The 13,288-nt window shown below is 73.6% G+C and carries 16 protein-coding genes; 6 read left to right on the forward strand and 10 right to left on the reverse strand.

Going from position 1 to position 13,288, the window contains the following annotated elements; genetic code table 11:
• Positions 1-51: 51 nt before the first annotated feature.
• Entirely contained in the window at positions 52-558 is a 507-nt protein-coding gene (locus AB0J55_RS28875; protein WP_364255118.1) for an ATP-binding protein, read from the reverse strand.
• Between the two features lie 100 nt (positions 559-658).
• Here AB0J55_RS28875 and AB0J55_RS28880 point away from each other — a divergent pair, with 100 nt between their 5' ends.
• Positions 659-1,375, forward strand: a complete 717-nt coding sequence (locus tag AB0J55_RS28880) for a M24 family metallopeptidase (RefSeq protein ID WP_364255121.1) — start codon at positions 659-661, stop codon at positions 1,373-1,375.
• Between the two features lie 4 nt (positions 1,376-1,379).
• On the opposite strand, the gene AB0J55_RS28885 is transcribed toward AB0J55_RS28880, so the two are convergent.
• Complete coding sequence (locus AB0J55_RS28885) at positions 1,380-2,021, reverse strand: NAD(P)H-dependent oxidoreductase (protein WP_364255124.1); 642 nt, start codon at positions 2,019-2,021, stop codon at positions 1,380-1,382.
• A gap of 82 nt (positions 2,022-2,103) precedes the next feature.
• Here AB0J55_RS28885 and AB0J55_RS28890 point away from each other — a divergent pair, with 82 nt between their 5' ends.
• Complete coding sequence (locus tag AB0J55_RS28890; protein WP_364255127.1) at positions 2,104-2,574, forward strand: MarR family winged helix-turn-helix transcriptional regulator; 471 nt, start codon at positions 2,104-2,106, stop codon at positions 2,572-2,574.
• Here AB0J55_RS28890 and AB0J55_RS28895 read toward each other — a convergent pair.
• Together AB0J55_RS28895 and AB0J55_RS28900 are read right to left on the reverse strand one after the other, a co-directional pair.
• On the reverse strand, positions 2,571-4,322 hold the full coding sequence (locus tag AB0J55_RS28895) for a glycoside hydrolase family 76 protein (protein ID WP_364255130.1): 1,752 nt from the start codon (positions 4,320-4,322) through the stop codon (positions 2,571-2,573). The genes AB0J55_RS28890 and AB0J55_RS28895 overlap by 4 nt on opposite strands.
• 108 nt (positions 4,323-4,430) lie before the next feature.
• The gene (locus AB0J55_RS28900; RefSeq protein ID WP_364255133.1) at positions 4,431-5,231 is read right to left on the reverse strand and encodes a helix-turn-helix domain-containing protein; all 801 of its coding nucleotides are present in this window, start codon (positions 5,229-5,231) and stop codon (positions 4,431-4,433) included.
• Positions 5,232-5,518: 287 nt separating this feature from the next.
• Here AB0J55_RS28900 and AB0J55_RS28905 point away from each other — a divergent pair, with 287 nt between their 5' ends.
• The gene (locus AB0J55_RS28905) at positions 5,519-5,680 is read left to right on the forward strand and encodes a hypothetical protein (RefSeq protein WP_364255136.1); all 162 of its coding nucleotides are present in this window, start codon (positions 5,519-5,521) and stop codon (positions 5,678-5,680) included.
• A 13-nt stretch (positions 5,681-5,693) separates the two neighbouring features.
• On the opposite strand, the gene AB0J55_RS28910 is transcribed toward AB0J55_RS28905, so the two are convergent.
• Genes AB0J55_RS28910 through AB0J55_RS28920 form a run of 3 tightly spaced genes read right to left on the reverse strand, consistent with a single transcriptional unit; the run spans position 5,694 to position 8,102 of the window.
• Positions 5,694-6,275: a CPBP family intramembrane glutamic endopeptidase gene (locus AB0J55_RS28910; RefSeq protein WP_364255139.1), complete on the reverse strand. Its 582-nt coding sequence runs from the start codon at positions 6,273-6,275 to the stop codon at positions 5,694-5,696.
• Complete coding sequence (locus tag AB0J55_RS28915; RefSeq protein ID WP_364255142.1) at positions 6,272-7,168, reverse strand: NAD(P)H-binding protein; 897 nt, start codon at positions 7,166-7,168, stop codon at positions 6,272-6,274. The genes AB0J55_RS28910 and AB0J55_RS28915 overlap by 4 nt, the downstream gene beginning before the upstream one ends.
• A gap of 10 nt (positions 7,169-7,178) precedes the next feature.
• A complete protein-coding gene (locus AB0J55_RS28920; RefSeq protein WP_364255145.1) occupies positions 7,179-8,102 on the reverse strand; it encodes a DMT family transporter in 924 nt (307 codons plus the stop codon).
• Positions 8,103-8,175: 73 nt separating this feature from the next.
• Here AB0J55_RS28920 and AB0J55_RS28925 point away from each other — a divergent pair, with 73 nt between their 5' ends.
• Positions 8,176-9,096: a LysR family transcriptional regulator gene (locus AB0J55_RS28925; protein WP_364255148.1), complete on the forward strand. Its 921-nt coding sequence runs from the start codon at positions 8,176-8,178 to the stop codon at positions 9,094-9,096.
• On the opposite strand, the gene AB0J55_RS28930 is transcribed toward AB0J55_RS28925, so the two are convergent.
• Positions 9,089-9,967 (reverse strand): alpha/beta hydrolase, encoded by an 879-nt coding sequence (locus AB0J55_RS28930; protein WP_364255151.1) that lies wholly within the window; start codon positions 9,965-9,967, stop codon positions 9,089-9,091. The two genes, AB0J55_RS28925 and AB0J55_RS28930, sit on opposite strands and share 8 nt — an antisense overlap.
• A gap of 61 nt (positions 9,968-10,028) precedes the next feature.
• Between AB0J55_RS28930 and AB0J55_RS28935 the strand changes: the two genes are divergently transcribed.
• Entirely contained in the window at positions 10,029-10,574 is a 546-nt protein-coding gene (locus tag AB0J55_RS28935; protein WP_364255154.1) for a helix-turn-helix domain-containing protein, read from the forward strand.
• Here the strand turns inward: AB0J55_RS28935 and AB0J55_RS28940 are convergent.
• Positions 10,558-11,439, reverse strand: a complete 882-nt coding sequence (locus AB0J55_RS28940) for a LysR substrate-binding domain-containing protein (RefSeq protein WP_364255157.1) — start codon at positions 11,437-11,439, stop codon at positions 10,558-10,560. The genes AB0J55_RS28935 and AB0J55_RS28940 overlap by 17 nt on opposite strands.
• Positions 11,440-11,523: 84 nt before the next feature.
• Here AB0J55_RS28940 and AB0J55_RS28945 point away from each other — a divergent pair, with 84 nt between their 5' ends.
• Positions 11,524-12,474, forward strand: coding sequence for a threonine/serine dehydratase (locus AB0J55_RS28945; protein ID WP_364255160.1), 951 nt, complete (start codon positions 11,524-11,526; stop codon positions 12,472-12,474).
• On the opposite strand, the gene AB0J55_RS28950 is transcribed toward AB0J55_RS28945, so the two are convergent.
• The gene (locus tag AB0J55_RS28950) at positions 12,416-13,234 is read right to left on the reverse strand and encodes an LLM class flavin-dependent oxidoreductase (RefSeq protein ID WP_364255163.1); all 819 of its coding nucleotides are present in this window, start codon (positions 13,232-13,234) and stop codon (positions 12,416-12,418) included. The genes AB0J55_RS28945 and AB0J55_RS28950 overlap by 59 nt on opposite strands.
• Positions 13,235-13,288: the final 54 nt, after the last annotated feature.

Consider the following 13,288-nt stretch of genomic DNA (forward strand, 5'->3'; position numbering starts at 1 on the left):
CGCCTCCGGTTCATCCCCTGCCTGGAGGCACGGACGCGCGGGGCAGGCGGTTCAGCCCTGGCCGGACCAGCCGCTCAGCCGGGTCAGGAGGCGCTCCAGGACCTCGGGGTCGGCGGCCACCGGGTCGCCGGAAACGGGCTCGTCGACGAGCGTCCGGCGATCCTGGCGCCGCGGCAGGCGCACCTGGCGCGCGGTCATCCCGCCCGGCAGCGGCAGTTCGCACCAGGTGGTGCGGCCGCCGCCGTCGGCGGGTGACACGCCCAGCCGCTCGCCGGGACGGGCCGGCGTGTCGGGCCGGCCGGGGACGTCGTCGTCGACCTCGATCGAGAGCACTTCGGCGCGCAGCCGCAGCCGCAGCGTGACGAAGGCCGGCGCCTTGGGGTCACTGGCGTCGACCACGGCGCCGACCAGGCGTTTCGCGGTGGCGGTCACCTGCTCCAGCATCGGCAGCAGGGACCAGTCGGTGAGAATCAGGCGGACGAACAGCTCGGTGACCGGCAGCGCGCTGGGCTGCGCGACGAGCCGGATGTCGTCCATCTGGGAGGTGTGCGCGCTCAAACCTGACCTTCCTCGCCCAGGTGCGGCCCGTGCCGCAGTCTGCCAGTCCGCCCGCCGCGGCACGGTACCGCCCGCGCCGGGCGTTGCTACCGTCGGGGCCATGGGCGAGCTGGTCGAAGACGAGACGGTACGCGCCGCACGGCTGCTGGACGCGCAGGAGAAGGCCGTCGAGCTGTTCGCGGCGGTCGTCGAGCGCGGCATCCTGGCCCCCGGCGTCCGGGAGTCCGAGGCGAGCGACGCGATCCGCGACCTGGCCGGTGAGCTGCTCGGCATCCGCCGGTACTGGCACAAGCGGATCGTCCGGGCGGGGGTCAACACGCTGCAGCCGTACCGCGAGAACCCGCCGGACCGGGTCCTCGCCGAGGACGACATCGTGTTCGCCGACTTCGGCCCGATCTTCGAGGAGTTCGAGGCGGACTTCGGCCGGACGTACGTGCTCGGCGACGACCCGGTCAAGCACCGGCTGCGCGACACCCTGCCGGTGGTGTTCGACGCCGGCCGCGCGTACTTCGCCGCGCGGCCGGACATCACGGGTGCCGAGCTGTACGCGCACATGGTGGAGCTGGCGCGGGAGGCGGGCTGGGAGTTCGGCGGCACCATCGCGGGCCACCTGGTCGGCCAGTTCCCGCACGAGACGATCGACGGCGACCGCCTCGAGTCCTACATCGCGCCGGGGAGCGACTACCCGATGCGGCGGCCGGACCGCAACGGGCAGACGTCGCACTGGATCCTCGAGGTGCACCTCGTGGACCGCGAGCGGGGCATCGGCGGGTTCCTGGAGCAGCTGCTGACCCTCGGGCCGCCCGCCGGCTCCTGACCGGTCAGACGCGGGCGGGCACCCACAGCTCGTCGATGGCGCGTTCGGCCGCCGCGAGGCTCTCCTCGGCGAGCGGGATGAGCTCGGCCAGCGCCGGGCGGACCGGGGCCAGGGTGAGTTCCGCGGTGATGAACCGCGGCTCCAGGCCGGTCAGCGCGACGCCGTGGGGCAGCCACTGCTGGGCGTGGTCCCAGCCTTCGCGGGGCGTGCCTTCGCCGTAGCCGCCCCCGCGGCTGGCCAGCACGACGAACTCGCGGCCGCCGAGCAGGCCGGCGGAGGTCTCGGGGTCGATCGACAGGCCCGGGGCGATGAGGTGGTCGACCCACGTCTTGACGCTGCTCGGCGCGCCGAAGTTGTACAGCGGCAGGCCCAGCAGCACGGTGTCGGCCGCCTTCACCTCTTCGACGACCGCGACGGTCCGCGCCCAGGCCGCCGCCTGCTCCGGCGTGTGCTGGTCGGGCGGGACCATGCCGGCCTGACCGCCGGCCGTGTCGACGTGCGGGAGCGGGTCCGCGCCCAGGTCGCGGTAGGTGACGGTGCCCTCGGGGTGGGCGGCCCGCCACGCGGCGGCGGCCCGCGCGGTCAGGCGGCGGCTCACCGAGCGCTCGCCCTGGATGCTCGAGTCGATGTGGAGGAGATGCGCCATGTTCTTAGCCGTCCATAGATCGTTGGTGTAGGACAAACCATTAATAGCACACCGACCATTGCTCGGCCCATATACTGGGCACATGCCCTCGCTGCCGGTCGTCAACCAGCCGCCCCACCGGTGCGGCGCGCTGATCGACCACGTCGCCCGCCGGCTGCGGCTGCGCAGCGAGTCGGTGCTGGCGCCGCTCGGCATCCGGCCGCGGCACCTCATCGCCCTGACGGTGCTGCGCGACCGCGGCGAAAGCTCGCAGCAGGACCTGGCGAAGATCCTCGAGATGGACGGCACGAACGTCGTCGGCCTGCTGAACGACCTGGAAGCGGAGAACCTCGTCGAACGCCGCCGCTCGACGGCCGACCGGCGGCGCCACGTCGTCGAACTGACCGACGTGGGCGCGAAGCTGCTCGCGCGGGCCGAGTTCGCACTCGCCGCGGTCGAGGACGAGGTGTTCAGCGCCCTCAGCGACGACCAGCGCGAGACGCTCTACGAACTCCTGCAGCAGGCGACCCGCAGGACGGGACCGGAAGCCTGCCGCGAAGCCGATCCCTGCTAGCCGGCCGCGAGGATCGCCTCGAGCCCGGACGCCTGCGTGCGCCAGTCCGCCACGTTCGGCGTGGTGCCGGTCCAGCGCTGGCCGATCCGGTTGAGCCCGTCCCGGTCGCCCGCCCACAGCGCGTCGGCCTGCTTCTGCGCGAACGCGCGGTAGGCCGCCGAGCCCGTCGCGGCGGCGAGGTCGCCGAAGTACCGCATGAAGATGCCCTTGAACTGCTTCTGGTTGTCGTCGCAGGAACCCGTGCCGGTGTCGCAGGACTCGACGAGCACGCCGTTCGAGGTGAGCCGGGCCATCGCCGCGTCCGCGAGGCGCCTCGATCCGTCCAAATAGGACTGCACGCCGGTGGCGCGCCAGAGTTCCAGCAGCCCGCCGATCCCGAGCCCCTGGTTGTAGGTCCAGACGGTCTGGCCGTTGTTCGCGCACGACGCCGTCAGGCCGTCGTTCACCAGACCGGCGGCGTTGACCAAGCCGCTGTTGAGGTACCAGTCGCCTGCCGTGCGGGCTCGCGCGCCCCAGACCGTGTCGCCGGCGATCCGCCGGTGCAGGGACGCGGTCAGCCGCAGGTACAGCCCGGCGGTGACGGCGTTCTTGTACGTCCGCTCGCGGTCCCACCAGACCCCGCCGCCGCAGGTGCCGGTGTCCCAGAAGCCGTGGACGTAGTCCGCGATCGTCGTCGCCTCGGTGAGGTAGCGCGGGTCGCCGGTGCGGTCGTAGACGGCGATCCAGGCCAGGCCCCACCAGGCGCTGTCGTCGATGGCGCGGCTGACGAAGTGCCCGTCGATCGGGTCGGAACTCCGTGCCCCCGCGGGGAAAGCAACGCGGTTGACGTCGAAGGTGCGGGCCAGGGCGGCGTCGAATCCGCCGGCGTCGGCGACCGCGGTGACGGCGACGGCGGAGTTCCACCAGCTCGACGGCCACCAGGCGGTGTAGGGCTCGTAGGACCACATCAGGGCGTCGAGCGCCCCGGCGGCGCGGGTCGGCGCCGGGCGCGCCCAGGCGGTGCAGCTGCCCTGGGCGTGGGTGGCTTCGCGCCCGCACGCCCGCACTGCGCCGCCGTAGAGCCGTCCACGGGGGTCGCGGGTGGCGAACGCTGTCGTGCGGGTGCCGGTGGTCCGGCCCAGCGACGAGCCGTCGGGCCAGCTCGCGCCGGCGTCCCATGACCGGTCGAGCCAGACCTCGTCCCCGGCCCCGCCACCCTCGATGCCGGCCCAGGCCAGGCCGCGGCCGTCGAAGTGCAGCCGGATGGTGCGGCCGAAGAGCGTGGTGGGCGGAACCGGCTGGCTGTCCCCGGCCGCCGGGGCGCTGCGGTCGCAGGCGGTGTCGCAGACGTCGGGGTAGATCCAGGCGGTGCAGCCGACGGCCTGCGCGTCCCCGCAGGCCCGCACCAGCCCGCGGCGGTGGTGGGCGGGATCGGTGAGGTTGTACATGAGCGTGCGGGTGCCGGTCCAGGTGCCGGGGATGCTCGCCTTGCCGAGCAGCCCGTCCCAGGTGGCGCCGCCGTCCCAGGAGCGGTCCAGCCAGACGGCGTCGCCGGGGACGCCCTGGTCGATGCTGGCCCAGGCCATCCCGTCGGGGTCGTCGGCGTGGAGCCTGAGGACGCGGCCGTTGATCACTTTGTCGGGCAGCGGAAAGCTTTCCCGCGCGGCTTGCGACGGATCCCGGGTGTCGCAATAGGTGACGCAGACGGCCGCGGCGGCCGCGGGGGCCGGGATGCCGAGCACGAGCAGCAGTACGAGCAATGTCCGCATCGACATCCCTCTCCACGCACGGGGTTCGTTCCAGGATAGGAAGAGCCGGCCGGGTTTCGAAGGATTCTGTCCGGTTGCCGCGCTTTCCGGACAATGGCTGGCCCGCGGTCAGAGGGGTTCCTGGTACATGGCCAGGACGCGCTGCAGCTGGGCGATCCGCCGCCGGGCCTCCTCCAGCTGCTGCTCGAGCTCCTCCCGTTTGCGGTGCTCGAATTCGGCCCGGGTGAAGTGCAGTTCCATGAAGTCGACGACACGGCCCAGCTGGTGCTCGCTGTCCTTGGACTCGGCGGCGACGAGCTCGACGTGCTCTTCGGCCTGTCGTCTCGCCTGGTTGATCTCCGCCAGTTCGCTCTTCATGTTCTCGATGTGTTCGCGCTCGCGGTCGTGCAACAGGTGCAGTTCCTGTTCGCGCCGGACGTCACTGGGGGAGACCACTGCGCCCGAGGCGGCCCGGCCGGAGCGCAGCCGCTCCAGGTCGGCTTCCAGCTGCCGGCACTTGGTCTCCTCGCGAGCCAGCCGCGCCGCGAGGTCCTGCTCCCGGCGTCGCAGGTCCGACACTTCTTGGCGCGCCTCGGCGAGGCGGTCGCTCAGGTCGCGCGAGAAGTCGTCGAGATCGTTCTTGACGACGACCAGATCCAGCCCCAGCTCCTGCGGGACGGTACTCGTTTCCAGCCGCGCCCTGGCCCGCTGCCACGGCCCGAGTGCCTCCCGGGGCACCCCGCAGGCGAGCAGGATGGTGACCAGCTGGTGCTCCCGCGGCAGCCGGGCCCCGTTGAACAGGTCGGTCATGGTCGACTTGGCCAGCGACTTCGGCCGGTTCGACGACGACCTGGCGAGCTCGTCGTACGTCTTCCCCGAGCGCGACCGGACCTGCCGCAGCAGGACGGCGAAGTCGGCGACGCTGCTCACCCGCTCCGGGTCCAGATCGCCGAACAGGGTGGATGTCTGGGATACGACCACACCAACCGGTCGCGCCGGCCGGCCGTCACGTTACGTGGTTCGTTCCGGCACGTTCCCTCGCGTTCGAGTCAGTCCGCAGTCGTTCGGCTTCGTTCCGCCGGCTATGGAACACGCGCCGGGAAGAGTCTTCTGGAGGCATGAAGCCGTCGAAAAGCAGACCGAGCACCCCTACCGGTTCCGCCGACCTGTTCGCCTTCCTGAAGTGGGTGATGAGCTCCCGGGCACGATCGAAGGACATGCGCAGGCTGCTGTGCGTCGCCGGAGGCATCGCGGCCTTGCTCATCGGCGTGCTCGTCGTGGGGCTGGCCGCTTCCGGGTTGTCCTCCGCCGCGGCCGGCGTGGTCTCCGGAGCCGCGGCCGGCTACGGATACCGAGCCCGGCGGGTCCGCCGGGACTGATGTCGATCCGGTGTCAGTCCGGTGGGAACAACCGCGGCATGAAGGCCAGCATCAACGCCGACCACACCACGTGCGTCAGCACCGGCGCCTGCACCCCACCCGACCGCCCGCGCTGCCAGGCGAACAGCGTCCCCATCACCGCCGACGCCAGGACCAGCGCCGGGTTCCGGGTCGCCGTCGTCGACAGCACGTACGCCGCCGTGGCTTTGCCCGGGCCGAGGGCGTCGTACAGCGTCCCGCGGAAGAACACCTCCTCCGCCACGCCCGTGACCAGGGCCGTCACCGCCACCGAAGCCGTCGGGCCACGGTGGGCGTGGTCGAGGACGCCGGTGATCGCCCGGCGCAGCACCGGGATGCGGCGGGCCACCAGCGCGCACCCGTAGAACGCCGCGAACGCGCCCGCGCCCACCGCCACCGGCTGGACGACGTCCCGGCGGCCACGGGGCACCCCGCCGCCCGCCCGCGCTCCGGTGAGCCAGGTCGCCGCCACCGAGGCCGTCAGGAGGTGGAACCGGCGGGATCCGGGGCGGCTGGCCAGCGAGGCACCGAGAAGCCCGGACCCGGCGGCCGTCACCGCGGCGAGGACCGGCTTCACCCTGTCCGCCGGCTCTTGGCCCGCTCGCCCAGGGCCTGCAGGACGGCTTCGTCGTAGCCCATCGGCTCGAACTCGACGATCCGGCGGATCGCGTCGTCGCGGACGACGACCTCGTTGGTCATCGAGTCGATCAGCGCGCGGCCGGTCGTGGCGTCGATGTCCGTGACGAGCGACAGCCAGTACGACGACAGGCGCGGGGACAGCAGCGGCACCGGCAGGATCAGCAGCGGACGGCCCTCGATCGCCGCGACCCGCTGCAGCATGTCCCGGTACGCCAGCACCTCCGGCCCGCCGATGTCGAACGTCCGACCGGCGGCCTCCGGGTGGTCGAGCACGCCGACCAGGTAGCGGACGACGTCGGCGACCGCGATCGGCTGCGTCCGGGTGCCGACCCAGCGCGGGGTGACCATCGCCGGCAGGTGCTCCACCAGCTGGCGCGTCAGCTCCCACGACGTGCCGCCGTGCCCGATCACGATCCCGGCGCGCAGCACCGTCACCGGCACGCCGGTCTCCCCCAGCAGCCCCTCCACCTCGCGGCGGCTGGCCAGGTGTTCCGACAGGGCATCGTCGTCGTCCCCGAGGCCGCCGAGGTAGACGATCCGGCGCAGGCCCGCGCCGGCCGCGGCCCGGGCGAACCCCCGCGCGGCGTCGGCGTCCCGGCGCTTGAAGTCCGCACTGTCGAGTGAATGCACGAGGTAGTACGCGGCTTCGGCGCCCTTGAGCGCGTCACGCAGGGAACCGACGTCGGCGACGTCGCCGCGGACGGCCTTCCCGGCGCCGCGGTACTTCGCGGGGTGGCGGGTCATCGCGAGGACCTCGTGGCCGGCGGCTTCCAGCGCCGGGCACAACCGGCCGCCGACGAACCCCGACGCCCCGGCCACCAGCACCCGCATGCCCGCGACGTTAGCCGGGACGGCCTTCGCGCGCAGATCTTCCGCCGCCGGCGAAGCAGACCGCCGCGACCACCCCGGCGCAGCCGATCAGCTGCGCCCACCCGGGCGTCTCGCCGAGCAGGACGATGCCCAGCAGCACCGCGCCGACCGGCTGCAGCAGCATCAGCGTCGCCCCGGTGGTGGCCGACATCCGCGGCAGCGCGGCGGAGATGAGCAGCCAGCCCGCCAGCTGGCCGATCCCGGCGAGCGCGACCAGCCAGCCGAACGCCGGCCAGCCGGGCGTCAGGTCGAGCGTGCCGGTCGGGAGGCCGAGCACCACGGCGACCGCGCCCGCGGACACCGTCGCCAGCACCAGCGAGTGCGCCTGCGTGCCGGTGCCGCCGGTGAGCCGGATCAGGAACAGGTAGAGGGCGTACCCGGCGCCCGCGAGCAGTGCGGCGACGGCTCCGGTCACCGGATCCGGGCCGAACGAGCCGGTGCCGGCGAACCCGCCGGCCAGCACGATGCCGCCGATGAGCACGGGCGCCGCGGCGAGGAACCGCCTGGCCGGCCGCTCGCCCAGGAACGCGAACGCCAGCAGCGGCACGATCACCACCTGCACGGCGAGCAGCACCGTCGCGATGCCGGCGCCGACCCGCGGGATCGCCTCGCCCCACAGCACGAAGTCCAGCCCGAGGCCGGTCCCGGCCAGCAGCGGGAGCAGCACCCGGCGGCGCGGCGCCGGGCCGGCCTGCCGCCGTTCCCGCCGGGCCAGCAGGAGCAGCACCGGCAGGGCGAGCAGGCAGCGCCAGAACGCGCTCGTGCTGCCGCTGGCGTGCGAGAACTTGATGAAGACCGACGACAGCGCGATGCAGAAACTGCCGAGCGCGGCGAGCAGCCGCGGGTCGAGGCGGCCGGTGAACGTCCGGGCGGGCCGGGAGGCGGTCGTGGTCACGGCTCCAGCGTGCGCGCGGCAACTGTCAAGGACAAGCGAATGTTTCTGCGCGGATTTCGGTAGGATCGCTACCGTGTTCGGACTCGAGCGGATGCGGGCGCTGCACGCCGTCGCCACCCAGGGCTCGGTCGCCGCGGCGGCCGCGTCCCTCCACGTGACACCGTCCGGCGTGTCGCAGCAGCTGGCGAAACTGGAACGCGAAGCAGGTCAGCCGCTGCTGGAGCCGCGCGGCCGCGGCGTCCGGCTGACGAAGGCGGGCCAGGTGCTGGCCGGGCACGCCGAGCGGATCCTCGCGCAGGTCGCCGAGGCGAAGGCGGACCTGGAGCTGCTGCGCGAGGACGTCATCGGGCCGCTGCGGGTCGGCGCGATCCCGACGACGGTGCACGCGCTGCTGCCGCCCGCGCTGGCCACCCTGGCCGCGCAGCACCCGCGGCTGGCGGTGACCCTGCACGAGGGCGAGGCGGAGCAGACGATCCCCCGGGTCGTGTCCGGCGACCTCGACGTCGCCGTCGTGGAGAGCTGGGCCGACCGCCCCACCGCGATCCCGCCGTCGGCCACGGCCACCGCGCTGTTCGCCGACGTCGCCGACCTCGCCCTGCCCGCCGGGCACCGGCTGGCCCGCCGCCGGACCGTCGATCTGTCCGAAGTGGACGACCTGCCGTGGATCGGCTGGACCGCCGGGTCCGGCTGCCACGAGTGGCTGGTGCAGGTGCTGCGCAAGCAGGGCCTGGAGCCCCGGATCAGCTGCGCGGTCGGCGGCTACCCGACCCAGCTGGCCCTGGTGGCGGGCAACGTCGGCGCGGCGCTGGTGCCGCGCCTGGCCCGCGACCGCATCCCCGACGGAGTCCGCATCCTGACCACGCGCCCTGCGCTGACCCGGACGATCCACGCGATCTGCCGGGCGGGCGAGGAGGAGACCGGCGCGGTGCGGGCGTGCCTGGACGCGCTGCGCACGGCCTCGACCCGGTTCGAAGGCGGCCGGCCGGTCAGCTGAGGTCGCGGATCGCCTGCACGACCGCGTCTTCGCGCTGGATGTGCAGGAACTGGTGCGCGGCGTCGTCGAGCACGCGGTGCTCACCCCGCGGCACGGCGGCCGCGATCGACGCGTGCAGGTCGCGGATCCCGCGCTGCGCCGCCGCGATGAGCTCCTCGGAGCCGAACTGGGACCAGTACGGGTTGCGGCCCATCGCGGTGAGCACGATCAGCGGCACGTCCGGGAGCCCGCCGCCGGCCCGCAGTTCGGCGTGGACGTCGTCCTCGTTCTTCGTCTCGCCGAGCGCCGTCCGCCAGGTGGCCAGGTGGTGCTCGACCAGCGGTTCCCGCACGTCGGAGGGCCACTTCGCGAACAGCTCCGCGTACTGCGCCCGCGCGGTCCGGAGCTGGTCCCCGGTCAGGTCCGGCATTTCGGCCGCGCCCTGCTTCATCCGTTCGTTCAGCTCGGCCGCTTCCGCCGGCAGGTGGGCGAAGAGGTCTTCGTGTCCCGGATCCAGCAGGAGCAAGCCGGCGACGTCGGCCGGGAACAGCTGGGTGAACCGCCGGGCGTAGGCCGCGCCGAGGGAGTGCGCGGCGAGCACGTAGGGCCCTTCGACGCCGGCGGCACGCAGGAGATCCCGCAGTTCCGTCGCCACTTCGGCCGCCGTGCGCGGCAACGCGACCGGGTCGCTCCAGCCCGTGCCGGCGCGGTCGTAGAGCACGCTCGTCGTGAACTCCGCGGCCGCGGTGTGGACGTTCAGGTAGTCCAGTCCGACGAGCCCGGCTCCCGGCAGCAGCACGACGGGCGGACCGCCGGTGCCCGCGCGGTCCAGCAGCAGCTTGCGCCCGGCGACGTCGTAGGTCCGGCCGCGCGGCGGTTCGGTGACGGGCATGGTTCCCCTCCGTTTGCGTTCTCAATTTTGAGAACGGTATCACACGTGAGAACATCGCGGGGTGGATTCCCTGAACCTGCTGGTGCACCCGGTGCGGCTGCGGATCGTGCACGCGATGGCGGGCGGCCAGACCCGCACCACGTCCGAGCTGTGCGAACGCCTGCCGGACGTCTCGAAGGCGACCGTGTACCGGCACGTCGGCGTGCTCGCCGACGGCGGGATCCTCGAGGTCGAGGGCGAGCAGCGGGTGCACGGCGCCGTCGAGCGGCGCTACCGCCTGCGCCGGGAACGCGCGGTGGTCGATGAAGCCACCGCGGCGTCGGTGTCCAAAGAGGACCACCGGCACGTGTTCGCGACCGCGATGGCCGCGCTCATCGCGGAGTTCAACGCCTACCTCGACCGCGAGGACGCCGACCCGGCCGCCGACCTCGTCGGCTACCGGCAGCACGCGCTGTGGCTCAGCCGCGCCGAACTGGCCGAGATGATCGGCGAGCTGCGGGAGGTGATCGTGCGCCGGATGGGCCACGAGCCCACCGCGGACCGCGTCCGCTACCTGCTGAGCCCCATCCAGTTCCCGGCCGCCGGCGGAGCTACTGCGGACGGCTGAGCCGGGCCACCATCTCCGTCACCAGCTTCCCCGGCCGCCGGTAGTGCACCACGAAGATCTCCCGCGCCGGCCGCGCGTCCGCCGCGTCACGCACCTCGACGCGGTCCGGCGCCACCCGCTCGAGCACGCCCTCCGGCACGAACGCGACGCCCAGCCCGGCCTCCACCAGCGCCAGGATCACCTGGTAGTCCCGCGTCTCGTAGGCCACCCGCAGCCGGACGCCGGCGGCGTCGGCCAGCTGCTCCAGGCAGGCTCGGTTGGGCACGCCCGGGCTGCCGGAGATCCAGTCCTCCCCGGCCAGGGCACTCAGGGTGAGCCGGCGGGCGCCCGCCTTCGCGTGCCCCTTCGGCAGGATCAGCCGGAACCGCTCCGAACGCAACAGCGTCCGCTCCAGGCCGCGCGGCTCGGGCAGCGGGGCGCCGGGATAGCGGTGGGTGATCAGCAGGTCGAGGTCGCGCGAGCTGACCAGGCCGTAGCCGTCGGGCGGCTCCAGGTCCAGCAGCCGCAGCGCCACGCCGGGGTGGTCGCGGCGGAAACCGGCGAGCGCGGCGGGCACCAGGGTCATGCCCGCGCTCGCGAACGTGCCGACGGTGAGTTCCTCCTCGAGCAGGGCACGGACCGTCCGCTCGGCCGCCCGCAGCTCGCCGACGATCGCCTCGGCGTGGACGAGCAGCTCCTCCCCGGCCGTGGTGAGGGTGACCCCGCGCGGGTGGCGGTGCAGCAGCCGGGCGCCGGCGTCCCGCTCCAGCTTGGCCAGCTGCTGCGAAACGGCGGACGGCGTGAAGGAAAGCCGCTGGGCGGCCGCGGCGATCGAGCCCGCGTGCGCGACCTCGGCCAGCACGGCCAGCCGGTGGGCGTCGAGCACGGGGACCTCCAGCCGTAAGCGTCGCTAATGCCAGCATAGGAGACGTCGCTGGTGCTTACGGCGGCCCGCGCGCATGCTGGAGCCATGATCAGCACTGCGGACGTGGCCCGGGCGGCCGCGCGCATCGAGGGCCGGGTCCGCCGGACGCCGGTGTTCGCCGACGACGGCCTGTGGTTCAAGCTCGAGCACCTGCAGCACACCGGGTCGTTCAAGGCCCGGGGCGCCTTCAACCGGATCCTCGCCGCCGGCGAGCAGACCGGCGTCGTGACCGCTTCGGGCGGCAACGCCGGGCTCGCCGTCGCCCACGCCGCCCGCGAATTCGGCCTCCCGGCGCACGTCTACGTCCCGGCGACCGCGCCCGCCGTGAAAGTCGCGAAGCTGCGGCAGCTCGGCGCGGCGGTGGAGCTGGTGGGCGAGAAGTACGCCGATGCCTACGACGCGGCCGTGAAGGCCGCCGCGGACTCCGGCGCCCTGTTCTGCCACGCCTACGACCAGCCGGACATCTGCGCCGGGCAGGGCACCCTCGGCCTCGAGCTGCTGGACCAGGCCGGCGGCCTGGACACCGTGCTCGTCGCGGTCGGCGGCGGCGGGCTGCTGGCCGGCGTCGCCGCCGCGGTCGAGGGCCGGGCGCGGGTGGTCGGCGTCGAGCCGCGCACGATCCCGACGCTGCATTCGGCGCTGGCCGCGGGCGCGCCGGCGACGGTCGAGGTCTCGGGCGTCGCCGCCGACTCGCTGGGCGCCTCCCGGCTCGGCGACATCGCCTTCGCCGTCGCCACCCGCACGAACGCGGGTTCGGTGCTGGTGGACGACACCGCGATCCTCGAGGCGAGGACGGCGCTGTGGGACCGCTACCGCCTCGCCGTCGAACCCGGTGGCGCGACGGCGTTCGCCGCCCTGCTCTCCGGCGCCTACCGGCCCGCGCCGGGCGAACGGGTCGCCGTCGTGCTCTGCGGCGCCAACACCGACCCCTCGACGCTCACTTCCCCGACAGCCGCTCCACCACCGGAGCGAATTCCTCAAGGAAAGCGCCGTTGACGCTGAAGTAGGACACGCCCTGTTCCTCGCGGCGCCGTTCCAGCTCCGCCACCATGTCGTCGACGCTGCCGCGGAGCAGGCCGAGGGAGTCGTGCTCGATCAGCGTTTCGGCGTCGACGCCGATGAAACCGCGGATCCACGGCGGCACCCGCTCGCCGACGACCCAGATGTTCATCGCGAGCTCGATCTCGCGGTCACCGGCGGCCGACCGGATTTCTTCGACGTGGCCGGACATTTCCTCCCGGGTGGTCAGCACGCCGCCGGCGAGGGTGACGATGTCGGCCTTCAGCCCGGCCAGGCGGCGCACCTTCGGCCCGCCCGCGGCGATCATCACCGGCGTGTGCCCGTCGCCGTCGAGCCGGCGGACGTGGTCGATCGTCTCGGAAATCGCGTCGAGCCGCTCCTGCCCGGAACCGTAGGGCAGGCCGAGTTCCCCGGCCTGCTGCCGCATTTCCGGCCGCCCGGTGCCCAGGCCGAGCTCGAACCGGCCGTCCGTGACGACGCTCAGGCTGTGCGCCTCCCAGGCCGCCGCCCGCGCCGTGCGCAACGGGCTGGCCAGGACGAACGAGCCGACGCGCAGGCCGGTCGTCGCCGCCGCGGCGGCCGCGAGGGCGGCGGTCGGCGTCGGCATGTTCAGGTTGTCCGGGCACAGCAGCGTCGAATAGCCGAGTTCCTCGGCCCGGCGGGCGGTGGCGAGCCATTTCGCGCCACCTTCGGTCGCGCCCGCGACCACGCCGAACCGGAACGCCTTCTGCGGCATCGAAGCACCCCCAAGTCGTTGGTCCTTCGATCAAACCACCGGTGCGCCCGGCCG

It is taken from the genome of Amycolatopsis sp. NPDC049688 (genome assembly GCF_040674975.1).
Taxonomy (GTDB): domain Bacteria; phylum Actinomycetota; class Actinomycetes; order Mycobacteriales; family Pseudonocardiaceae; genus Amycolatopsis.

Bases quoted from the DNA above. Each gene is read 5' to 3' on its own strand.
- AB0J55_RS28880 (WP_364255121.1), top strand. From the start codon at position 659: ATGGGCGAGCTGGTCGAAGACGAGACGGTACGCGCCGCACGGCTGCTG.
- AB0J55_RS28885 (WP_364255124.1), bottom strand. From the start codon at position 2,021: ATGGCGCATCTCCTCCACATCGACTCGAGCATCCAGGGCGAGCGCTCG.
- AB0J55_RS28890 (WP_364255127.1), top strand. From the start codon at position 2,104: ATGCCCTCGCTGCCGGTCGTCAACCAGCCGCCCCACCGGTGCGGCGCG.
- AB0J55_RS28895 (WP_364255130.1), bottom strand. From the start codon at position 4,322: ATGCGGACATTGCTCGTACTGCTGCTCGTGCTCGGCATCCCGGCCCCC.
- AB0J55_RS28905 (WP_364255136.1), top strand. From the start codon at position 5,519: ATGCGCAGGCTGCTGTGCGTCGCCGGAGGCATCGCGGCCTTGCTCATC.
- AB0J55_RS28915 (WP_364255142.1), bottom strand. From the start codon at position 7,168: ATGCGGGTGCTGGTGGCCGGGGCGTCGGGGTTCGTCGGCGGCCGGTTG.
- AB0J55_RS28930 (WP_364255151.1), bottom strand. From the start codon at position 9,967: ATGCCCGTCACCGAACCGCCGCGCGGCCGGACCTACGACGTCGCCGGG.
- AB0J55_RS28945 (WP_364255160.1), top strand. From the start codon at position 11,524: ATGATCAGCACTGCGGACGTGGCCCGGGCGGCCGCGCGCATCGAGGGC.
- AB0J55_RS28950 (WP_364255163.1), bottom strand. From the start codon at position 13,234: ATGCCGCAGAAGGCGTTCCGGTTCGGCGTGGTCGCGGGCGCGACCGAA.